Source organism: Pseudomaricurvus alcaniphilus, from assembly GCF_011440395.1.
Taxonomy (GTDB): Bacteria; Pseudomonadota; Gammaproteobacteria; order Pseudomonadales; family Cellvibrionaceae; genus Pseudomaricurvus; species Pseudomaricurvus alcaniphilus.
The window spans coordinates 1,362,686-1,385,796 of record NZ_JAAOIX010000001.1; the positions used below are offsets into that span (position 1 = coordinate 1,362,686).

Consider the following 23,111-nt stretch of genomic DNA (forward strand, 5'->3'; position numbering starts at 1 on the left):
TTGGGTAAACTTAATGGCACATCTTACTCGCCGATTTGATAAGCATTGAACCACAGAGGCGTTAGCCCGTCAATAATTCAATTATTATGATTTATACATATTGACGAATATTTCCCTCAGACAGGCAGGTGGACATTGAGCAAAAAGCGACCAACAGAAGCGCCGGGAAACGGCCCTACACCTAAGGAAACCTCTTCCGGCAGAAGCCAGTCAGGGCTGCGCGCCTTCAACGAGCGCCAGATACTGTCCCTGATACGCCGACAGGGCGCACTGGCAAAAGCGGAAATAGCCACCCAGACTGGTCTCTCCGCCCAGGCTATCACGGTCATCATCAATCAACTGGAATCGGAAAAGCTGCTGTTAAAAGGCAAGCCGCAACGGGGCCGCGTGGGCCAACCGTCCGTGCCCTACTCACTAAACCCTGAAGGCGCCTTCGCCTACGGCCTCAAGGTCGGGCGGCGCAGCTTTGATCTCACCCTGGAAGATTTTACCGGCAAGGTCCGGGGCGCCCTGCATGCACCTTGTGACTACCCCACTGTCGACGAGATGCTCAGCTTCCTGCGCCGGGGCGTGGAATTTTTGAAAGGCAGCATTGATGAGGAGTGCGCCGAGCGTATTCGCGGGATTGGGGTCGCCACCCCCTTTGAATTGTGGAAATGGGCCCAGGAGATGGGCGCCCCGGAGGCAACTCTGGAACAGTGGAACGACTTTGATTTCGAAAAGGAAATGTCAGCGCTCACTGATTACCCGGTTTATGTCTGCAATGACGATACAGCTGCCTGTGTCGCGGAACTGATTTTTGGCAACCCGGGTAATTACGACGATTTCCTGTACATCTTTATCGGCTCGTTCATTGGCGGTGGTGTGGTAATGAATCACACACCAATTCTCGGCTCCCGCGCCAACGCGGGGGCGCTGGGTTCCTTGCCCGTGCCGGTCCGGCAACCCGACGGCACAACCGCAATCCAGCAACTGATCAAGGGAGCTTCGATCACCACCCTGGAGAAGATGCTTATCGCCGCAGGTAAAGATGCCTCGATCCTGTGGAATTCCATCGAACACTGGGGGGACCTCGGCCCGCCACTGGAGAAATGGCTGGAACAGCTGGGCGAACAGCTGGCTTATGCCGCGGTTTGCGGCGTTGCGCTGATCGATGCACAAGCCGTGATCATTGACGGCTCGCTGCCCGGTGCCGTGCGCGAACAAATCGTCGCGCGAATACGGGAAAAAGTGAACAAGGCGGATTTGCGCGGCCTATCGCCCTTCGAGGTCATCGAAGGAACCATCGGCAGCCGCGCCCAATCCATCGGCAGCGCCAGCTTGCCTTTATTAGTCAATTTCTTTAGCACTGACAACAGGCTGGAGTTCAAGAACCGCATTTGATGCGAGGTCGGAAAATTATCGGAACTCGGAGGCGACGCAATTTTTTAAAGCCTAAAGCACTGCCGCCCAATCAACTTCGTCGCAGATATCAACCAACCTGGTCGATAACCTCCAGTGCGCAGCGATCTGCCAAGCCAACTTGAGAACTGGTTAGCACCTCGTGCCACGTGCCCCTATATACTGCTCGGCTCAATAAGCAGATTTCACTGGAGTACCCAATTTATGCAATCACCACCAATGGCTAGCCGTCGCCACGTCAATTTTTTCGCGCCAGCGTTACTGTGTTTGGGGCTGGCGGCCTGTGGCGGGGGAAGCTCCTCCGGTGGCGACACAGCCCCAAGTGTGTCCAACGTCAGCATCGGTTTTTCAGATGCACCGGTGGAGGACGCAGCCCGAGTCGTGATCACGGTTGATTACCTGGAATTTCGCACTAGCGATGGCGAGACCATCACCGTCGACAGTTTTACCAGCAGCGAACTGGGGATAACCGATGCGGAGACCTTCAGCGTCGACCTGCTGGAAATACAGGGCAATGACAGCCGCCTTGTACTGGATTCGGTAGAACTGCCCGTGGGCGATTACCAGGATCTGCGGATCGGCATTGTGGATGAGGACATCAACTTCTCCTATGTGGAGGAGACCAGCAGTGGCTTGTTAAAGCCCATCAAGGTACCCAGCGATGAACTCAAGCTGGGCAGCTTCACTGTCGCGGCCACCAGCACCCAAACCTTCGTGGTGGAATTCGGCCTGCGCCAATCCATGACCTACAACCCGGGGCCACAGCGCTACATCCTCAAGCCGCGCGGCGTGCGCGTGGTGAAACTTGAAGACGCCGCAACCATCTCGGGCACTGTCGATCTCGACGCCCTGCATATGCTGGAACCTTGCATCGCAAAAGTCGATAACACCGTTGGCAATGTGGCCTATTTATACGCCGGTCACGGCCTTGACCCGACCAAGCTGGGCGACACCTTCGTTCGGGAGGACACAGGTACTGAGCCGGAGTTTGACCCCAATGTACCGGCCGATATTGTCAGCCCGGAGGTCGTCACAGTTATCGATGCGACCGATGGCAGCTATCTGTTCTCCTACTTGCTGCCGGGGGACTACACCCTGGCGATATCCTGTGAAGCGGAAGGCGATGACCCGGTGCTGTGGGACGGCCTGAATATCCCCGCTCCGCAAACCGAGGTTATCGAACTGAGCCTGGGCGTCGAACAAGACTTGCAATGTGACCTGCCATTACAGGGCGGTGCTTGCGCTAACCCCTAACCCACTTTGCCCATAGCTCGTGTCCATCCATAAACCGCAGGTTTGGGTGGACACCAGCCAGCTCCACCTGCCCGCCGTAGTTATTGCAAGACCAGCATTTACAACTTAAAAGTATAAAGCGCCTGCTCTCCCTGCTTTGCTACCGGTGGCAATTGCTGTAATATGGAAATTGCTACCGGTGGCAACAACCATCCAATGCGCATAAAAACAAATTAAGTCTTCTAAAAAAGTCACTACTAACTACTATTATAGGAAGGGCTCAATCATGCAATTCAAACAACAGATCCTGTGCAAAAGCATAGGCGCCATCACCTGTATTATGGCCACACTTCCCATTGGCGCGGCTCTGGCCGCAGAAAGCCAGCAAAAATCGGTTGAAGAAATTCAAGTCACCGGCTACCGCGGTTCTCTGCTCAAAGCACTCGATCAAAAGCGAGCGGCCGTCAACGTACGTGAATCGATTATGGCGGAGGACATAGGCAAGTTTCCCGATTTGAACATAGCCGAATCCATACAACGGGTACCCGGTGTCGCCATTTCACGGGAGGGCGGTGAAGGGCGCAATATTACCCTGCGGGGATTTAGTCCGGGCTTTACCCGCACCACATTGAACGGCATGGAGGTACCGGCAGGCAGTGACGGGTTGGATTCCGGCGGCGTGACCCTCAATAGCGGCCGCGCGTTTGACTTCCATGTATTTGCGTCTGAATTGTTTAACCGCGTCGACATACAAAAAACCCAGACTGCGTCCATCGAGGAAGGTGGCATCGCCGGTACCGTGGATATGTATTCAGCCAAGCCCTTCGACTTCGAAGGTTTCAATGCGTCCGTATCCCTGCAAAACGGCTATAACGACCTCACCGAAGAAAATGACCCTCGCGTCGCCCTCCTGCTGAGCAACACCTTTGCCGACGAAACCATTGGCGCACTGGTCTCAATTGCCACCTCCGACCGAACCGTTCGCCAGGAAGGTTTTGGCAGCGTTCGCTGGACTACCCCCTATATCCAGGGTGACTCCTGGGCTGACAGCAACCCCATCGTAAACGGTACGCCGGCGGGTGACTGCCCCGCAGCGGATCCGTTGGACTGTTTGTGGGCACCCCGTTTGCCCCGTGCGGACTTCTTTGGCAACGACCAAGAGCGAACCGGCTTTACCGCGTCGTTCCAGTACCAGCCATCCGATAAATTTCTGCTCACCCTGGACGCGCTGCACTCCGAACTCAAGAACAACCGGGTCAACTATAATTCCATGGAGTGGTTACTGACCCACGGTGACCCGGGCAATTTCACTGGGCAAACCCCGCTGGAATTTACCCTCGATCCCAGCGGCAAGTATCTGGTCGCGGCAAGTTTCGATGACGTTAGCTCCTGGTATGAGAGCCGGATGCAGACCTCCGAGTCCAAGTTTGACCAATACGTTCTGTCTGGCGAATACCAGTTATCAGATCGAGTGGCGCTGGACGGTATGGTCGGCTTTGCCAAAAACGACGCCGACCGTGAAGAAACCCGTTACTACTATCGCTCTGTACCCCACTTCTACTCCTACGATTACAGCAATGGTGATGTAGCCGCCGTAAGTTACGGCGACTATGACATGACCGACCCCAGTAATTTCGTCAACGTCGTCAACGGCGCCAATCGCAACAACCAGGTCAAGAAAGAAAACCTCACCTCCAAATTCAATCTGACCTTTGAGGAGGATTCCTACTCAATTAAGACCGGGTTGGCTTACAACGACCGCGAAGTGACCTACGCTGAAGGCGTTGGCACACACACGGATTTTGATCCGGCACAGTACACCAGACCTTTCCCCCACTCTGATTTCGGTGACGGCCTGGATGGCCCCAACCTGGAGCCCTTCCTGGTAGCAGACTTTGCCGCCCTTGGCCGGGATGGCTTGCTGACCGATGGCTACACGCTGGACCCAGGCCGAGGCTGGACAGTCACGGAAGAAACCCTGGCCGCCTATTTCGAATACAACGGCAGCTATGACATCGGCAATATGGTTCTCAGAACCAATCTCGGCATGCGCTATGTAGACACTACCGTGACTTCAAAAGCGCTTGTAGGTGGCACGGCCGTCGATGTGGAGAGAAGCTACAAAAACTATTTGCCGTCGATGAACCTGGCGCTGGAAATAACCGAGGACGTGGTGACCCGGCTGTCCTACGGACGCAGCATGACCCGTCCCAGCCTCAGCTCACTGAATATCGCCGGACCGAGATTTGGCTACACGACCCAAACTGTGAGCAACCTGGGTAACCCGGCGCTGGACCCCTACGAGTCCAACGACCTCGACCTGGGTGTTGAGTGGTACTTCGGCGACGAAGGGTTGCTCGCACTGGCCTGGTTCCACAAAGACATTCGAACCTCGCTGACCACCGAAATCGTGGAGAAATTCATTGACTCGGAATTCTGGCCCGCCATTTACGCAGATCCGCAATATATCGCCTCTGCGCCACTGGGCGACCCGGCTACAACGATTTACGCCCACAACCTGCCGGTTAACAGCAATGAAGGCTTCACGGTCAAAGGTTACGAACTAACCTACCAGCAGCCCTTTACCTTCCTGTCAGGCTGGATGTCAAACTTCGGCGTGTCCGCAAACTATACCCATGTGTCTGCCGAAGACTCTCGCGGCCTGTCTCCGGACTCCTATAATTTTACCTTCTACTATGAGCAGGAACATTATGGCGCACGGCTGTCAATGAATACCCGGGATGATTACCTGCTGGATGAACCCGGTGGAAATGGTCATGCCCAGGAAAGAAAATATGGACCAACCCATGTCGACTTTTCATCGTTTTATAACTTCAACGACAACCTGACCTTCTCTTTTGAAGTGATCAACCTGACCGATGAAGAAGAACGCATCTACGGCACCGGCGATGGCACGCTGGATCTGACCCGCGAATACAGCCATACCGGTGTGCAATACTTTATCGGCGCACGCTACACTTACTAATCTCCTCGAGCGAGTACTACCACGCTATACCCATCGGCCTTTTGTAATAACAGCGGCCGAATGGGCATAGCCTGCGCGAGGACACCACGACAAATTCTGACTACTTTCTCGGTGCTTGACAGGAGGCCCGCTTGCCTCCTTTTTTTCCGTCTGCCTACCTTGCAAAAGCCCCCTGTTTCGTCTTCATTTATGGCCAACATTCATAATTGATCAGGCTGCCAACCGCGAAAGATATTTTCCAGCGTGTATTGTGCCGCACTGTCTGCGGACAACTGCCTTGCCCAAGCCACCCTCTGGCTGCGCCCTGCTCCCGGCCCCTGATTTCCAAACTCGGCATAAAACGCAGTGGCCTCATTGGCCTTGCGATCCCAGTTGTGCCACCCCCGGGGCAGGATATGAGCGCCAAGACTGCTATTCATAATGACCGTACTGGCATGCTGCCGCCAGGGCCGCCCGAGATAGACCGCAGCCACATCCTCAGCCGCGGTAAACTTGCAGCGGTTGAAAACCAGCCCGAATCTGGTGTCCGCCGGCGTCGAGGCGGCAGTTATATAAGAGTCTGACAACGACTTGATTTCACAATCCTCGAACAACGCCGTGCCCTGGCCAAAGATAAAATCAATCGAACCCTCAATGTAACTGTCCTTGAAATAAGAGCGAAACCCCTCCCCCGCCACATACAGGGTATCCTGGTGGCCCTTGATATTGCTGTTGACAATGGAGACCCGGTCCGCCTCGATATGCAATGCCACCGCCTGGCCAACCGGCCCGGCAGAATTGATGATGGTGAGGTTCTCGGCATGGAAATCATTGCCGCCCACACGCATGGTATAAGTGTGAAAAGTACTGTTGCGCCCTTTGTCGATCCGGTCAAAATGATCGTCAAAAGTAATAATCGTACCTTCGCGGCTTTCGCCAATCAGCGATAGCTGTGTATTCCAGGAATAAACATCCACTTTCTCTTTGTACACACCATCTTTCACTCGAATAGTGATGCGCTCGTAGGGATAACACTTGCTGGCATTGATCGCCGCCTGAATGCTGGTAAAGTCGCCGGATCCATCGAGGGCAACGGTCATTTCCGTGATGTAATCCTGCGCCATTACCGCACCAGGCAATAGGCATAGCAGTGTCAACAACGACAACCTGGAAAACAGATAGCGAAAGGACTTGAAAGGAAATAGTTTTGGGGAAATTGATTTCATAAGCGAATACGACTCCAAACCGGAAAATGGCCAAGCCTTTCAGACTTGGCCTATTTATAGTGTGAGAATTTATTGTGGAAAAATCATTCTGGTTTATAGCGGGAGAGGCCAGTTTATAGCTTTAATTTGGTGAGTACTACACTGTTGTAATCGATGGCGCTCTCACGTAAATAAACCTTAGGTGTATTCTCGTGCACAGCCAGTCAAATAGCGTAAAAAACAGCGTTTGTGTATACCGCCGCTCAGCGCTGGGAGGGGCCTGTTGCGGATTGACACACCCTGTCATGCTACTATAAGTTCAGATGTTCGAAGCCAATTTTTTTCAAGGGCTTTAGTATTCTTATTATCCCTATTTTCTCTTTTCCAAAATCTTGCGCTGATGCCCGGTCAAGATACTCAACCCCAAATGTCTCTCAAACGCCAAGCATCACTCCAACTCCTCAAGCTCCAGGCCAGCGAGAATAAACGGCCCCACACCGTGTGGATCATTATCCCGGCGCGGCTCGCTGATATAATACTCATAAGTCCCGGGTCGATACGGATCACCACCGAGCCCCGCGCTACCGCAAATATTGGTCAAATGCACCTCACCGTCATCGGCATCGACTTTGACCAGATTATCAACCAACCCCTGGTACGCTCGCTCTGCCATGGGGAGAAAGTCCTGACCGAGGTAACCGCGTTTGACACCACGGGCAATACTGTAGGCAAACATAGCCGACCCCGACGCCTCAAGGTAATTCCCCTCTCGCTGCCCCTGATCCACCACCTGGTACCAAAGGCCGGTCGAGTCCTGGTAGGGTTGCAGCGCTGTAACCAGACGGTTAAAGATCGCGATCAGCTCATCCCGGTCGGGGTGCGCCCGCGGCATATACTCCAGCGTATCCACCAGGGCCATGGCGTACCAACCCATAGCGCGCGACCAAAAGTGAGGGGAGAGCCCGGTTTTCGGGTCGGCCCAATGCTGCTTTTTGCTTTCATCCCAGGCGTGATACAACAACCCGGTTTTTGCATCGCGGGTTTTTCTTTCAATCAGCTTAAACTGGTTGGCAATGTCATCGAAACTCGCCAAGGGTTCATCAAACCTCGCCGCGTACTGGGCCCAATAAGTGGCGCCCATATAAAGTCCATCCAGCCATATTTGCCAAGGATAGATGCGCTTGTGCCAGAAACCACCGGCGTGGGTGCGCGGATGCCAGCGCAACTGCTCCCGCAGTGTACGCATGGCTTTCAGGTAACGCTCGTCATCAAACTTTTGGTAAAGAAAAAATAGTAACTTACCCGCGTTGATGGAATCGATATTGTATTCCCACAGGATGTAATCCTTGATCTGGCCGTCCACATCGATCAGCTGGTCCACATAAGTTTTGGCATAATCCAGGTACTCCGGCTTGCCCGTGCGCTGGTACAATCGCTCGAAAGCCATCAGGATAAGGCCATAGGTATAACCCCACTCCGGCTGACTGAGGTTTTTATGCTCCCGCATCGCCCAGGCTTCGGGGCTGCGCTGCATCGTCGAAATTGCAATTCTCTCCGGCCAACTCAACTCAACCCGCCGCTCCTCCGACTCACTGGGCGCCGCGGCGTTAACGGGTAGCGCCAAAGCAAGCGCAAACAGAGTTAACAGCTGCACGGCCAATGTATGAATATTTATAGGGTGTAACCTGTTCAATGCGAAGACTCCTGCTGTAAATGTTCAATCCCCTGATTGAGCCGGGGCTCTCAGGTTATTGGCGCCGGATTGAATAAAGTAAGATCATTGTGGAGCTGATGTTGCTCCGCCCAGGTTTTCTGCCTGCCGCTGGCGACATCGAGGTAATAATGAAACAACTCCCAACCCAATGCCTCCAGACTGATTGCGCCGCTGGCAATTCGCCCGGCGTCCACATCGATCAGGTCCGGCCAACGTTGTGCCAGCTCCGTGCGGGTGGACACTTTGACTACCGGGGCCATGGCCAGCCCGTAGGGGGTGCCGCGGCCGGTGGTAAATACGTGCAAGTTCATGCCCGCGGCCAATTGCAGGGTGCCGCAGACGAAATCACTGGCCGGCGTGGCACAGTAGAGCAAGCCTTTTTGCGTAAACCGCTCACCGGGACCGAGCACGCCACTGATAGCACTGCTGCCGGATTTTATGATCGAACCCAGGGATTTCTCCACGATATTGGACAACCCTCCCTGCTTGTTGCCGGGCGTGGTATTGGCGCTGCGGTCCGCCGCACCGCGCTGCAGGTATTCGTCGTACCACTGCATTTCTCCAATCAACTGTTGGGCCACTTCAACAGACTTGGCCCGCGACGTCAGCATATACACCGCGTCTCGCACCTCGGTGACCTCGGAAAACATGACCGTGGCGCCGGCCCGAACCAGCAGATCTGACGCATAACCCAAGGCGGGATTGGCGGTGATACCAGAAAAGGCGTCACTGCCCCCGCACTGCATGCCCAGTACCAACTCCGCGGCCGGGCAAGTTTCACGGCGGCGGCGATTGAGCTTTTCAAGCCTGGCCTCAGCCAGGGCCATAATCTGCTCGATCATTTCATTAAATCCACTGCCGGAGTCCTGCAGCCGGTAGAGCCAGGGCTCGCGCAAATCCACCGACGGGTCCCCCTCGTGCATGACTTGTTCGGCCTGCAACTTTTCACAACCGAGCCCGATGACCAGCGCCTCTCCCCCCAGGTTGGGGTTGCGGGCCAGATTGCGTACCGTGCGAATCGGGATAAACGCATCCCGGGCATTGATCGCCACCCCGCAGCCGTAACTGTGGGTCAAGGCAATAACGTCATCCACATTGGGGTATTTGGGTAACAGCTGCTGGCGAATACGCTTGACTGCGTGGTTGAGCACCCCGGTAACACACTGGACCGTAGTGGTGATGCCGAGAATATTGCGTGTTCCCACAGTCCCGTCAGCGTTGCGATATCCCTCGAAGGTATAGCCCGCCAAAGGTGGTTGCTGAGCCGGGACGGCATTGGCCAGCGGCAATTGATCCAGTGGTGGTGCTGAGGGCATCTGCAAGTGAGACTCCTGCACCCAACTGCCTCTGGGCAGCGCTTGCCGGGCGCTGCCGATGACATGGCCGTAACGCTTGATCGGGGCGCCTGCGGCTATATCCTGCAAGGCAATCTTGTGACACTGGGGAATAAATTCGGTGGCCTGCAGCCCATCGATAAAACGGCTCCCCTTTTTAACCCCCTGGTCGTTAACCACCACCGCCACGTTGTCATCCGGGTGGATTCGAATATAGCGCGGTGAATCGCGGTGCTGAATCAATTGCACGATTTAAGCTCCTGTTGGCCCTTGGGCTGATCGCCCAATTCACGGACGTCTCTAAGTTCAACCCGTTGAATGGGGCCGACAATAACCAAATAGCTGAATACCGCGACCACGGCATTGAGGGCCACATACACCAGGGCCCACTTAAAGGAACCGGTAGCGGCAATAATATAGCCGATAACAATGGGCGTGGTGATTGAGGCGATATTGCCAAAGGTATTGAACAAACCACCGGAGAGGCCGGAGATCTGTTTCGGGGATGTATCTGCCACCACCGCCCAACCCAGCGCCCCCAGACCCTTGCCAAAGAAAGCCAGCGCCATAATAGCCACCACTAACCACTCGGTATCGACGTAATTGCAGATAATCATGCTGGTCGACAGGCAGAGGCCGATCACGATGGGGGTTTTACGGGCCATGCTGAGGGAATTGCCCCGGCGCAGTAATGCATCGGAGAGAACGCCACCGAGGATGCCACCGATAAAACCACAGATGGCGGGCAAGGACGCGATAAGTCCGGCCTTTAGAATTGACATGCCGCGCTCCTGCACCAGGTATACCGGAAACCAGGTCAGGAAAAAATAGGTAATGGCATTGATACAGTATTGGCCGAGGTATACCCCCAACAGCATTCGATTGGTCAACAGTTGCTTGATGTACGCCCACTTGGGACCGCCGCCTGGCGCTCCCCCGCCACCCTGACTGCGCGCCTGATCCATATCCACCAGACCGCCATTCGATTTGATATGCTCCAGCTCAGCCCGGTTGATACGCGGGTGGTCACTTGGGTTGTAGATCACTTGCAACCAGATCAGGGAAAAGACGATGCCGATAGTGCCCATGACCACAAACACATATTCCCAGCCAAAACTGTAGGTTATCCAGCCCATAAGGGGTGCGAACAGCACCGTGGCAAAGTACTGCGCTGAATTGAAAATAGCGGAAGCGGTGCCGCGCTCGGCAGTGGGGAACCAGGCCGCGACAATACGCGCATTACCGGGAAATGAAGGCGCTTCCGCCAGGCCCACCATCATTCTCAGAAGAAACAGCGTCATCACCGCCATACCAATACCGGTGCTGATGTGGCCGACAAAACTTTGCAGCAGGGTGAATACGGACCAGGTAAAAATACTGGCCGCGTAAACTCGCTTCGACCCAAAGCGATCCAGCAACCAGCCTCCGGGTATCTGCCCCAGCACATAGGCCCAGCCAAACGCGGAAAAGATATACCCCAGGCTGATGGCATCAATGCCCAGGTCATTTTGCAACTCTGCGCCAACGATGGATATGGTGGCTCGGTCGGCATAGTTGATGGTGGTCACCAAAAACAACATCAACAGGATTAGATAGCGAACATGAGTCTGTCTGGTAGCTGGCATAGCAACGTCTACCCCGGTCATTGATTATTATTGTGCACCCAGTGAAGCAATCAAGGCTTGCAACTGCTCCATCTCTTCGCCTTTGAGGTCGGTCAGCGGCGGGCGCACGGGACCGGCGTCACGCCCGACCAATTTTACCCCCGCCTTGACGATACTGACGGCGTAACCCGCGGACCGGTTGCGAATCTCTAGCAGCGGCAGGAAAAAATCGTCCAGCAATTGGTTTACGGTGTGCTGATCATCCGCGGCCACGGCCCGGTAGAAAGCCATGGCGGTTTTAGGGATAAAATTGAACACCGCCGACGAATACACCGGCACCCCCAGAGCTTTATAGGCCGCGGCATAGACTTCTGCTGTGGGCAACCCACCGAGATAGGTGAGGCGCTCACCCAAACGGCGACGGATACCGACCATGGTTTCAATCTCTCCGATACCGTCCTTGAACCCGATCAGGTTGGGGCAGCGATCAGCGAGGATTTCAAGACTCTGGGCGCTCAACCGGCAGACGTTGCGATTGTACACCACGACCCCAAGGTTGGTGGCCCCACAGACGGCTTCTACATGGGCAATGAGCCCCTCCTGGCTGGCTTCGGTCAGGTAGTGAGGCAACAGCAGCACGCCAGCTGCGCCGAGGCGCTCGGCTTCACAGGCATAAGCCATAGCCGCACGCGTCGGACCACCAGCACCGGCCAGTATAGGCACCTGGTTTTTGCAGGTATCCACGGCGGTACGGATAATTTGGGAGAACTCGCTGGGTTCCAGGGAAAAAAATTCACCGGTGCCACCCGCGGCAAATAGCGCGCTGGCACCATACGGCGCCAACCATTCCAGCCGCTCGGCGTAGCCGCTGGGGCAAAAATTCAATTCATGGTCGAAATCGGTTACCGGGAAAGACAGCAATCCGGAAGAGAGAGTAATTTTTAGAGCCTGGGGATCCATCGGGCATGCACCTTTATTGTGTGGTCAGGATTGTGTGGTCGGGATTGTGTTGGCGCTATAGAAACGCAAGTTATCGCTCTGGATAAGATGTCAGTCATCGTACAACACTATAAAATCAAACACAACACTCCAGGCAACCGCGCAGAGGCCGCTGCGCTTCGAACGGGCCACCAAATCCGCCCGACCCATAAAATCCGCCCTCTTTGGCCAAGTTAATTCCAGGGAACCCGGCTGATCGCGACATTGCTGCGGTACATGGAAGCGCCCAAAACACACGCCGCACTACCGCTCCGGCTATGCACGAAGTGAATTTTTTGGGTGTTCTGGGCGGGTAGGCGGCGCCCGCTACAGCGTGTTACTCAGTCCGCTTTAGCGCCGCCTGATTGCTGGTGCAACTTACGCAAGCGCTCGCGACTGTTGGTCAGGTGCATGCGCATAGCCGCACGGGCCGCGTCAGAGTCCTGGCGGGCAATCGCCGCGCAGATGTCGTCGTGCTCGCGGTTTATACTGCTGAGGTATTCAGATTGGCTGCCACCCGATAACTTGGCAAAGTTAACCCGTGTGCGCGGAATCATTACCGCGCCGAGATAATTCATGTTCTCGCCGAAATAGCGATTATTGGTTGCCTCGGCAATGCGCAGATGAAATTGAAAATCCGCATCGACAGCGCCGCTTTCGTCACCGCTGTTGTTGCGCATCCGCTCCAAAGCAGCTGTTATTGCCTCCAACTGCGAGGGTGTGCGGCGCTGGGCTGCGAGTCCGGCAGCCTCTACTTCCAGACTGGTGCGCAACTCCAATATATCCAGCACGTCACGCAGGGTAGTAATCGTTGCGGGATCCAGCTGGGCACGATTCTGTTGCTGCTGCGGAGGCAGCACAAATGTGCCGATACCGTGCCGGGTTTTCACCAGGCCAGCGGCTTGTAAACGGGAGATGGCCTCGCGCACCACCGTCCGGCTAACGCCCTGCTCCGCCATAATAACGGCCTCGGTCGGCAACTTGTCACCAGGCTCTAGCTGCCCGTGCTGAATTTGTTTTTCAAACACCTCGAGCAAGCCATCCACCAAGCTGCGAGAGCGTTTGCGCGGGTGAGCATCAGGGTTCATCGCTTAAGTTATCCATTAGGTAGAGGGTTATCCGTTAGCCTGTGGGCTATTCGCCGACAGCATAGCACAATAGCACAGTTGTACGACAACACCTAGGCATGGCCCCTCCCCGACCACCAGCAGGTTGCACAGATACAAAACTCGATTGCCAGGGGCTGCGAGAATGTGTAATATCTATGCCACCGGTGGCAAACACAGTCCAACAGCACCTGGAGCAACAACTAGCCTGCTGCCGGTAGCGGCGGGGCACAGAATCGAAGCCTCGGGCCAAGCGCCCGCAGCTAGAGAGACAATGAAATCTTGCCATTTGAACACACTAGTTATACGATGTCTTATGTCTGACAAGCTGAGACGGTACGTTAGCGGGGGCCAGCGATGCGCTGCAGCAGTGGTCACACTGGTTCAGCGCGCCAATATGCCGGGCACTCACAGCGGCACAGGGCGACGCTTGCAGACAGGCACCAGAGCAATTAGTGAACATCAGTACTTTGACAACAATATAACGAAGGGGCCCAACCGACTGTGGCTGGTCGCTTCCGGGAGACTGAAATGATGATAAAAATACCGAGCAAGAATCTACTGGCCAAGAGCATCCTGGCCGCCAACCTGGCGCTGGCGGGCTCTGCCATTGCAATTGCCGCCGAGGATTCACCACAAGCCAAAAAAGGTGTTCTCGAAGAGGTGACGGTCACCAGCTATCGCAAGTCACTGGAGCGGGCGCGGGAGCTGAAGCGCAATATGGTGCACCAGTCCGACAGCATTGTTGCGGAAGATATCGGCAAAATGCCCGACCTGAACCTGGCGGAATCCCTGCAGCGGGTACCCGGTGTAGCGATCACCCGTGAGGGCGGTGAAGGGCGCAACATCACAGTGCGTGGCCTAGGCCCCGGTTTTACCAGAACCACCCTCAACGGCATGGAAGTACCAGCCAGCACCGGCGGGCTGGACTCATCCGGTGGCGTCAATCGCGGCCGGGATTTCGACTTCAATGTGTTTGGCGCCGAGCTGTTTAACCGCATCACCATCAACAAAAGCGGTGTCGCCCACATTGAAGAAGGCGGCCTGGCATCCACCGTAGAGCTCTATTCCCGCAAACCTTTTGATGTGCCGGGCAGGTCCATCAGCCTCAGCGCCCAGGGTTCCTACAATATGGACTCAGAGGAGCTGGACCCGAGGGTCACCGCCCTGTACAGCCAGACATTCAACGACGAAAAATTCGGTATCCTGGCCTCCATAACCCACTCCGAGCGCACCGTGCACCAGGAAGGCTTCGGCACCGTACGCTGGACCTCACCGTTTGACAACGGCGGCCGCTCCTGGGCAGGTACCGACGCGGATGTGATCATCAATGGCACCCCCAATCCCGCCGCCAACTACCCCAATGCCACCATAGACCCCAACCAGCAACTGGATTATATGTGGCATCCGCGTTTGCCGCGGATGGACTCGTTCAATCGCGAACAGGATCGCACCGGCTATACCTTGTCGCTACAGTTCCGCCCGCAGGACAACATGCTGTTCGGCTTCGACGTAGTGGGCTCACAGCTGAAAGCCGACGTTGAATCCTACAACTACTTTGCCCAGTACCGAAACCTGCAGCAAAATATCACCCCGGTAGAAGTCACCATAGACCCCAGCGGTCGCCTCATCACCGGCGGTACTTTCACCGGCGTCCAGCCTCGCTCCGAGAGTCGCGGCCAGTTCAGCGAGACCGATTTCCTGCAGACCGTATTCAGTGGCGAAATCGACCTGACCGAAAACATCACCTTAAAAGGCATGTACGGTCGGGCCACTTCGGAGCACAAGGAAGAGCAATATCGATTTAATATCACCGCCAGCCAGGGCCAGCAGTTCAATTACTCCTTTGCCGACGACGGCGATATCGCCGAGATGTCCTACGGTTTCGATATTCTCGACCCGTCCGAATACGTGTGGTCCGGCCCCACTTTCAGGCTGGATGAAGTTGAGCGGGAAAATGACACCTTTAAACTGGACCTCGAAGCCCGCGGTGACAATTCCGTGGTGCGCACCGGGATAATCTGGAACAGCCGCACCATCGATTCCAAACAGGGCAATCCGGTCGGCATTACCAGTTCGAGTAACCTGCCCGCGGTCAGCGCCAGCAATACCCGCCGCCTCAGCCAGGTGGTCGACAACTACGGCGATATTATCGATGCCCCCGGTGGTTTCCCGGTAGACTGGCTGGTGTCCGATTTCAACGCCTCCATCAACGCCTATAATGCCGGCACCTTTGTTATTGATCCTGCCGACTCCAACACCTTTGATATCGAGGAAGAAACACTGGGCGGTTACGTCGAGGCGGAAGTCGAAACCACTCTCTTGGGTAGGCCCTTTACCTTCAACGCCGGGGTTCGCGTTGTCAATACCGAAGTATCCTCCAACGGCGTCACCAGCGACGGCATGGGTGGTTTTATAGCCACCAACTTCCAACAGGACTACACCGAGTACTTACCCTCTACCAACCTGGTGTGGGAATTCTATGAGGATGTCATTCTGCGCATGAGTATGGGCCGCAACCTGACCCGGCCCGGTCTCGGTTCACTGGCTGGCTCAGTGGATGTCACCCCCATCAATGGTAACGTCAGCGTCGGCAACCCGGATCTGGAACCCATTCGCGCCGATTCCATAGATGTCGGGGTGGAGTGGTATTTCGCCGAAGAATCCCTGTTAAGCGTGACCTTCTTCCGCAAACAGATTGAAAGTTTTATCACCGGCCAGACCATTGAAAACCAGCCATTGCCAGGCAACATTCAGGCAATCGTCGCCGGACTGCCCCAGTACAACCCCAACAGCCCGCTGTACGATCCCAGCTTGCTCTCCCCCGGTAGCTCCGACTGGAACATCACCACCAGCATCAATGGTGAAGGTGCAGACCTCGACGGCTACGAGATAGGCTACCAGCACGCGCTGGACTTTCTGCTACCCGGAGTTGGGGTATTTGCAAACTTTACCCACGTGGAATCCGAAGCCGTATTCGGCAACGGTGTCATAGGCTCCCTGGAGGGGCTGTCGGAGAATAGCTACAATGCCGGCGTCTACTATGAAAACGACACCTTTGGTGCGCGCATCGTGCTCAACGATCGCGATGACTACGTGACTGATCAAACAGGTGACAACGGTAACGCTTCCCACGCAACTACTGGTCCAACGCGTATCGATATGTCATTTTTCTACAACATCAGCGAAGACGTTAAGGCCACGCTGGAAGTCATTAACCTGACCAATGAAGAGGAACGCCTCTACACCACCGGCCCACTCGGAAACCAGGACCTGGTGCGGGAAATTAATGCTACAGGTACCGAAGTCCTGTTTGGTATTCGAGCAAATTTCTAGTCCTTGCGGCAGGTTTTAGGGGCGAATTTATCGCCCCTTTTTTTTCCATTTCGAACATTGCTGCGTCGATCTGCACTGCTATATCAGCGGTCCTTCAAAAACCATTTGCGACATACCTTAGCGTTAGCACTCTATTCAAATAGAACTCTTCGAGGATTACATTAAATGAAAACCGGCATAAAGACCTTTCTTTGTGTGCTTATCAATGTCGGCCTGAGCGCTGCTGCTTTTGGCGCCGACCCAGGCTTGACCTCCGGCAGTTGTGCGGCTGGGGCGGAGGACATTGTTGCGGCGATCGAGCCCCCCCGTATACCCGACCAACAATTCAACATTGTCGACTTTGGAGCACTCAGCGGCGGCAGCGAGGACGCCCGCCCAGCCATACTCAACACCATAAAGCATGCCGCCACCCAAGGCGGGGGCAAAGTCATATTGCCACCGGGATTGTGGCTGAGCAACGGCCCTATTGTGCTGCAAAGCAATATAGAACTGCATATTGCCGACGGTGCCCGCCTGTTATTCAGCCCCAACCCGGCGGATTATTTACCCGCCGTGCTCAATCGCTGGGAGGGCACCGAAGTCTATAGCCACTCGCCCTTGATCTACGCCAGGGATGTGCACGATGTCGCCATCACGGGCAAGGGCATCATTGATGGCAATCAGGACAGCGAGTTTTTCGGCTGGCACCCGCGGGAGAAGCCCGATCAATTGGCGCTGCGCAAAATGGGTTTTAGCGATGTGCCGGTCGCGCAGCGACAATTTGGTGAAGGTCATTTGCTGCGCCCCAGTTTGATCCAGTTTTTTTCCGCTGAACGCGTTTTGCTCACAGACTATACCGCCAGAAACTCACCGTTTTGGGTTAACCACCTGGTCTTTACCGAGCACGCCATTATCCGCGGCGTGCGGGTAGACAGCCATCATGCCAACAATGACGGTGTCGATGTAGACTCCAGTCGCTATGTCCTGGTAGAGCACAATCATTTCCGTACCGGTGACGACGCTGTGGTGGTGAAGTCCGGGCGTGATTTGGATGGCCGCAAAAGGGCCCGCCCCAGTGAGTACGTGGTTATCCGGCACAATGACATGGGCGGCGAGGATGGTGTGGCACTGGGCAGTGAGATGTCCGGCGACATACGCCACGTCTACTTTACCGACAACATACTCAGGACAGGCAGCGCCGCCATTCGATTCAAATCCAATCTCGATCGCGGCGGCGTTGTGGAGCAAATCCGAGTGTGCAATATGCAGGTGGAGTCGTTTCAGCATTTGTTCTGGTTTCAATTGAATTACCCCGGAGAACTCGGGGGCAATTTTCCACCGCTCTATCGCGATATTCTGTTTGAAAACATTGGCGTTGAAAAAGCCAGTACCGCGCTGGAGGTTCACGCACCGGAAGGCTTTCCATTACAAAATGTGACCTTCAGGAATATCGATATCAAACATGCGGACACCACATTCGTATTGGAAAATGCCGAAAACCTGGTGTTTGAGAATTTGAAAATCAACGGCGAGCGCATCGACGGCCGACTGGACTGGCGCTAAGCCCCCGGCGGCGCAACCGCCAGGGTGCATTTTCACCGCACAGTTACGCCCCGAAAAATACACCAGTAGCAATCTTGCAAGGAGCTTTATCATGTTAACCGGCAAACACCTGATCGCTGGCCAGTGGGTTGCAGGGCCAGCCATCTTTCAATCATCACCTGTAAGTGGCTCCCCCGACACATTCGCCGTGGGCACCAATGACCACGTGGCTGACGCCGCCGCCGGCGCTGAGGCCGCCTTCCCCAGTTACAGCGACAGCAGCCGCACCCAGCGAGCTGCTTTTCTCAATCGCATCGCCGCTGAAATCGATGCCCGCGGCGACGCCATTACCGCCATTGGCAGTCGCGAAACCGGCCTGCCTGAGGCCCGGCTGATCAATGAGCGGGGCCGTACCGTGGGGCAGCTAGAACTGTTTGCCCGCCACATTGAGGCCGGTGACTACCTGGACCGCCGCCATGACCCCGCCCTGCCCGACCGCCAGCCTCTACCCCGCTCCGACCTGCGCCTGCTGCAACGGCCGCTCGGACCAGTGGCCGTATTTGGCGCCTCCAATTTTCCCCTGGCATTCTCCGTTGCCGGCGGCGATACTGCCGCGGCCCTGGCTGCAGGCTGCCCGGTTGTAGTCAAAGGTCACAGCGCCCACCCGGGCACGGGTGAGCTGGTCGCCCAGGCCATCGACGCCGCACGCCGGGCCTGTAATCTGCACCCGGGGGTGTTCTCCTTTGTCCAGGGTGGCAATCGCGAGGTAGGCGCTGCCCTGGTACAACACCCCTTGATCAAGGCCGTTGGCTTTACCGGCAGCCTCAGCGGTGGTCGGGCCCTGTTTGACCTCTGTGCCCAGCGTCCGGAGCCAATCCCCTTCTTCGGTGAACTGGGCTCCGTCAACCCCATGTTCCTGCTGCCGGCCGCTATGAGTGCCCGCGCCGCAAATATCGGTAAAGGCTGGGCCGCGTCGCTGACCATGGGTGTGGGCCAGTTCTGCACCAACCCGGGCGTTGCGGTGGTCATGGAGGGGCCGGACACCGATATCTTTACCGCCGCGGCCCTTGCATCACTCCAGACAGCAGCGGAGCAGGCCATGCTCACCGAGGCTATCGCCAGCGCCTATCGCCAGGGGGTGGAGAAATTTGCCCAGGCTGCCGGTGTGCAACAACTGTTGGCGGCTAACTGTTCCCGCCGCGCCGTATCCCCCGCCATCCATATCACCACTGCCAGGCAGTGGCTGGCCAACCCTGAATTGAGCGAAGAAGTATTTGGTCCATTTGGATTGATAGTGAAGGCGGCCGACTTTAGCGAGATGCTGGCCATCGCCAAGGCACTGCACGGGCAGTTGACCTGTACCCTGCAGCTCGAACCGGCGGATGCCGAGCAGGCCCGGCAATTATTACCCATATTGGAGCGCAAGGCCGGTCGCCTGCTCGCCAATGGCTTCCCCACCGGAGTTGAAGTGTGCGACAGCATGGTCCACGGCGGTCCCTATCCGGCCTCTACCAATTTTGGTGCGACCTCGGTGGGCACCATGGCCATTAGACGATTCTTGCGGCCGGTGTGTTACCAGGACATACCGCAGGAACTACTGCCTGCGGACTGTTGATGCCTGTAGACCGGTGATGTTTGATATTAGCGGTTGCTGCCAAACTGGCACCTACTATTGAACGTCCTGATATTTTTTGATCACCAGATACTTCAAATCCACCTCACCTACATTGCGAATGCCGTGCAATGCGTGGGGTGGACAGTAGAGACTGGTGTAGGGGCCCACTCGACGAACCTCGCCGTTGAGGTGAAATTCCGCCGTGCCTTCGAGGACGAAAAAGAATTCGTCTTCGGCGTGGGTATGGGGCGGGTGGGTCGCGTTACCCGGCCGCACAATGCTCATTTTCAATGTGCGACCATCCAACTCCTGTTTGTTCACAAACCAGAACTGGCCGCCGGCGTTGGTGGCTTCCACTTGCTCCCGATTGAAGGGCTTCACCGTGTTATCGAGGTTCCAGATTTTAAACTCGAAACCTGACTGCGTGGATGAATGTGGATGTGCATGAGGTTCTGCGACGGAGGCAGAGAACGCTGGTGCCGATCCGATGACCTGGAATACTGCGGCCAGGGCAAGCAAGACGGTGAAAACACATCGACCGGGGTTGGTAGTGAGGCGCTGGTTATTCATCTGTGGGCGATCTCCTGGGGTAATCAGTTTATAAGGGTTATTATACGGCCCACTGTGTTGCCACCGGTGGCAACACATAGTACAGTAAAGCCAATTGCCGACGCAACACAGAGAAAATAACAATGGTTCATCCCGCAACCCGGCCTTTCATGACAAAGCTTGGCAGAACCCGGCTTTTTTCAGAGACGCCATACAGCGCTTTGCCATCCACCACGCGACTGTCAACCGCGCAGCGATACGCAGCGCTAATTTATGTGCTGCTCTTGCTAATGCCTCTTGGATCTCTGCCCGCTCATGGCACCGAGCAGTGTGTGTTGCGCCTGGCTGGCGACTCCACCATGCAGGATGTGGATCCGCAAAAAAATCCGGATTTCGGCTGGGGCCAGCTGTTACCCGAACTGGCGCAGCCACAGACTCGCGTCGTTAACTACGCCAAGGGCGGACGCAGCAGCAAGACATTTTTAGCCGAACAGCGCTGGCAAAACCTGCTCGACGATACCGCTGCCGGCGACTGGGTACTGATCCAGTTTGGCCACAACGATGCCTCCTACAACAAGCCCGAGCGCTACACCGCACCGGTGGATTACGAAGCCAACCTGCGCCGCTTTGTGCGCGATGTGCGGGCCCGCCAGGCCAACCCGGTGCTGATTACGCCGGTGGCACGACGTCATTTCGATAGCGAAGGCAAGCTGCGCGATATGCACGGCATCTACCCTTCGCTGGTGCACAGGGTCAGCCGCGAGATGCAAGTGCCGCTCATTGACCTGTTTGCCAGCAGCAGTAAGCTGTTGTTGCAATTGGGTCAATTGGAATCCATCAAATTGTACGTGCACATTGGCCCCGGGGAGCACCCCTGTTGCCCCGAGGGTCGCATGGATAATACCCACTTTACCCGCTCCGGTGCGCGCGCCATGGCCGCACTGGTAGTGGATGATATTCAGCGCAATGGCCCGCTAGCGCTGGCCGCTTGCCTGCGCACAGATACCAGCACCGGTGCCAGGCTTGACAATAAGGCTGCTAAAAGTAGCAGTACCAACCACACAATGGCCACCGGGAAGGACACGGAATGAAGGGCTTTGCCGCACTGATCACCCTCACGCTCACCTGCCTTAGCCACCCCCAGTTAGTGGCCGCGGCGGCAACACCGCGCCTGTTTTTGGTGGGCGACTCAACGCTCTCGATCAAGAGCGCCGACAAGCGACCGGAAACCGGCTGGGGCGAAAAGCTGGTGGAGTATGTGCGACCGCCGCTGCAAATCCACAACCACGCCCGCAATGGTCGCAGCAGCAAGAGCTTTCGCGAAGAAGGCCTCTGGCAAGTGGTACTGGACGCGTTGCAACCCGGTGATTTTGTCTTTATCCAGTTCGGTCACAACGACCAGAAGGTGAATGACCCAACCCGCTTTACCAATCCCTACAGCAGCTACCGCGCCAACTTGCGCCGCTACGTAGAAGAGGTGCGCGCGGCCAAAGCCACGCCGCTGCTGTTGTCCTCGATCGTGCGCCGTAATTTCAACGCCGCGGGCACGTTGGTGGACACCCACGGCCCCTACCCCGCGGTTATGCGCCAACTGGCGCGCGACCTGGAAGTGGAGTTTATCGATCTGCACACCCTGAGTGAACAATTGGTGAGCAAATCGGGGGTCGAGCGCTCTCGGGATTTGTTTTTGCACCTGCCCGCTGCCACCCACCCCAATTACCCCGAGGGCGTGGCGGATAACACCCACCTGAACCCCGCCGGCGCCGACGCCATCGCCGGGCTGGTGGCGAAAGAGTTATGTCAAAGGCGGCATGCTTTGCGAGTCTATTTTTCAAGTTGCGACTGAGAGTATCCGTATTTTCCCTTTCCCGGCACGATGTTAGGTGAAAGTAACCATCTGACGTGGAGGACAGAAGGTGGTGCCCTGCCAGGCCGGCGGCAGGCTCTCCGCGCTTTTCGCGCGCCCGGCTCTTGATAACTGCTGAAAAGAAGTTTCGCGCAAGTATCCGGTTAGTAAAAAACTTGGTTTGGCGCGGCGGCCCGGTGGGTGTGCCCTGCCAGACTGGTCGCTTGCTCTCTGTGCTTTTCCTGCTCCCGGCGTCTTGTGAACTTCTTAATTGTCGTTTCTCTGTGTTCCGCTTGGATTTTTGTTTGTAGCAAAACATGGTTTAGCGCGGCGGCCCGGTGGGTGTGCCCTGCCAGACCGGCCGCAGGCTCTCCGCACTTTTCGCGCTCCCGGAAACTCGCTGGCGCTCAAACATCCGTCCGCGAAAACCCGAAAAGCGCGGAGAGCCTAAACGCGACCTGATTGGTCTGGCAGGGCACACCCACCGAGCCTTGACCAGGCATCGAGCGAGATTTTGAAAAAGAATGATGGAGTCCTCGCGAGAAAAAAACTCCGGGATTCTCTGTGATTTCTTGTAGGCCTGCCGTGGCGTACCGATCAAGCCTTGAGCAGACCTCGATTCTTTAAGCTGGAACTAAAATTACACTGCTGTTAGATAGCACAATGTAGTCAGCGGTGGGGGGAGCCCGTTGCGGATCAATCAG

Annotated in this window: 15 protein-coding genes; 8 read left to right on the top strand and 7 right to left on the bottom strand. The window is 56.0% G+C overall.

The features are described from left to right. The first annotated feature begins 135 nt into the window (after window positions 1-135). The 3 genes from G8764_RS05705 to G8764_RS05715 all read left to right on the top strand — a co-directional run bounded on the left by G8764_RS05705 (window position 136) and on the right by G8764_RS05715 (window position 5,620). On the top strand, window positions 136-1,383 hold the full coding sequence (locus G8764_RS05705; RefSeq protein ID WP_207951675.1) for an ROK family transcriptional regulator: 1,248 nt from the start codon (window positions 136-138) through the stop codon (window positions 1,381-1,383). A 222-nt stretch (window positions 1,384-1,605) separates the two neighbouring features. After that, window positions 1,606-2,655 carry a DUF4382 domain-containing protein gene (locus G8764_RS05710; protein WP_166162720.1) on the top strand — a complete coding sequence of 350 codons (1,050 nt, stop codon included), beginning with the start codon at window positions 1,606-1,608 and terminating at the stop codon, window positions 2,653-2,655. Between the two features lie 265 nt (window positions 2,656-2,920). After that, the gene (locus G8764_RS05715; protein WP_166162722.1) at window positions 2,921-5,620 is read left to right on the top strand and encodes a TonB-dependent receptor; all 2,700 of its coding nucleotides are present in this window, start codon (window positions 2,921-2,923) and stop codon (window positions 5,618-5,620) included. Window positions 5,621-5,820: 200 nt separating this feature from the next. Here G8764_RS05715 and G8764_RS05720 read toward each other — a convergent pair whose 3' ends face one another. The 6 genes from G8764_RS05720 to G8764_RS05745 form a co-directional block, all read right to left on the bottom strand. After that, complete coding sequence (locus G8764_RS05720) at window positions 5,821-6,723, bottom strand: pectinesterase family protein (RefSeq protein WP_207951676.1); 903 nt, start codon at window positions 6,721-6,723, stop codon at window positions 5,821-5,823. 529 nt (window positions 6,724-7,252) lie between these two features. Then, complete coding sequence (locus G8764_RS05725) at window positions 7,253-8,497, bottom strand: glycoside hydrolase family 88/105 protein (RefSeq protein ID WP_243748552.1); 1,245 nt, start codon at window positions 8,495-8,497, stop codon at window positions 7,253-7,255. 50 nt (window positions 8,498-8,547) lie between these two features. Beyond that, window positions 8,548-10,101, bottom strand: coding sequence for a galactarate dehydratase (gene garD / locus G8764_RS05730; protein WP_166162726.1), 1,554 nt, complete (start codon window positions 10,099-10,101; stop codon window positions 8,548-8,550). Beyond that, entirely contained in the window at window positions 10,092-11,477 is a 1,386-nt protein-coding gene (locus tag G8764_RS05735) for an MFS transporter (protein WP_166162728.1), read from the bottom strand. Before G8764_RS05735 ends, garD begins: the two co-directional genes overlap by 10 nt. Before the next feature lie 27 nt (window positions 11,478-11,504). After that, the gene (kdgD, locus tag G8764_RS05740) at window positions 11,505-12,416 is read right to left on the bottom strand and encodes a 5-dehydro-4-deoxyglucarate dehydratase (RefSeq protein WP_166162730.1); all 912 of its coding nucleotides are present in this window, start codon (window positions 12,414-12,416) and stop codon (window positions 11,505-11,507) included. 359 nt (window positions 12,417-12,775) lie between these two features. Next, complete coding sequence (locus tag G8764_RS05745; RefSeq protein WP_166162732.1) at window positions 12,776-13,522, bottom strand: FadR/GntR family transcriptional regulator; 747 nt, start codon at window positions 13,520-13,522, stop codon at window positions 12,776-12,778. Between the two features lie 549 nt (window positions 13,523-14,071). On the opposite strand from G8764_RS05745, the gene G8764_RS05750 reads away from it, so the two are divergent. From G8764_RS05750 to G8764_RS05760, 3 genes are all read left to right on the top strand, one after another. Next, window positions 14,072-16,876: a TonB-dependent receptor gene (locus G8764_RS05750; protein WP_166162734.1), complete on the top strand. Its 2,805-nt coding sequence runs from the start codon at window positions 14,072-14,074 to the stop codon at window positions 16,874-16,876. 165 nt (window positions 16,877-17,041) lie between these two features. Then, window positions 17,042-18,418, top strand: a complete 1,377-nt coding sequence (locus G8764_RS05755; protein ID WP_166162736.1) for a glycoside hydrolase family 28 protein — start codon at window positions 17,042-17,044, stop codon at window positions 18,416-18,418. Window positions 18,419-18,509: 91 nt separating this feature from the next. Further along, a complete protein-coding gene (locus G8764_RS05760; RefSeq protein WP_166162738.1) occupies window positions 18,510-20,012 on the top strand; it encodes an aldehyde dehydrogenase (NADP(+)) in 1,503 nt (500 codons plus the stop codon). A 54-nt stretch (window positions 20,013-20,066) separates the two neighbouring features. On the opposite strand, the gene G8764_RS05765 is transcribed toward G8764_RS05760, so the two are convergent. Beyond that, entirely contained in the window at window positions 20,067-20,582 is a 516-nt protein-coding gene (locus tag G8764_RS05765; RefSeq protein ID WP_166162740.1) for a cupin domain-containing protein, read from the bottom strand. Window positions 20,583-20,851: 269 nt separating this feature from the next. Here G8764_RS05765 and G8764_RS05770 point away from each other — a divergent pair, with 269 nt between their 5' ends. Together G8764_RS05770 and G8764_RS05775 are read left to right on the top strand one after the other, a co-directional pair. Further along, on the top strand, window positions 20,852-21,652 hold the full coding sequence (locus G8764_RS05770; RefSeq protein WP_166162742.1) for a rhamnogalacturonan acetylesterase: 801 nt from the start codon (window positions 20,852-20,854) through the stop codon (window positions 21,650-21,652). Next, window positions 21,649-22,407: a rhamnogalacturonan acetylesterase gene (locus G8764_RS05775; RefSeq protein WP_166162744.1), complete on the top strand. Its 759-nt coding sequence runs from the start codon at window positions 21,649-21,651 to the stop codon at window positions 22,405-22,407. The genes G8764_RS05770 and G8764_RS05775 overlap by 4 nt, the downstream gene beginning before the upstream one ends. The last annotated feature ends 704 nt before the right edge of the window (window positions 22,408-23,111 follow it).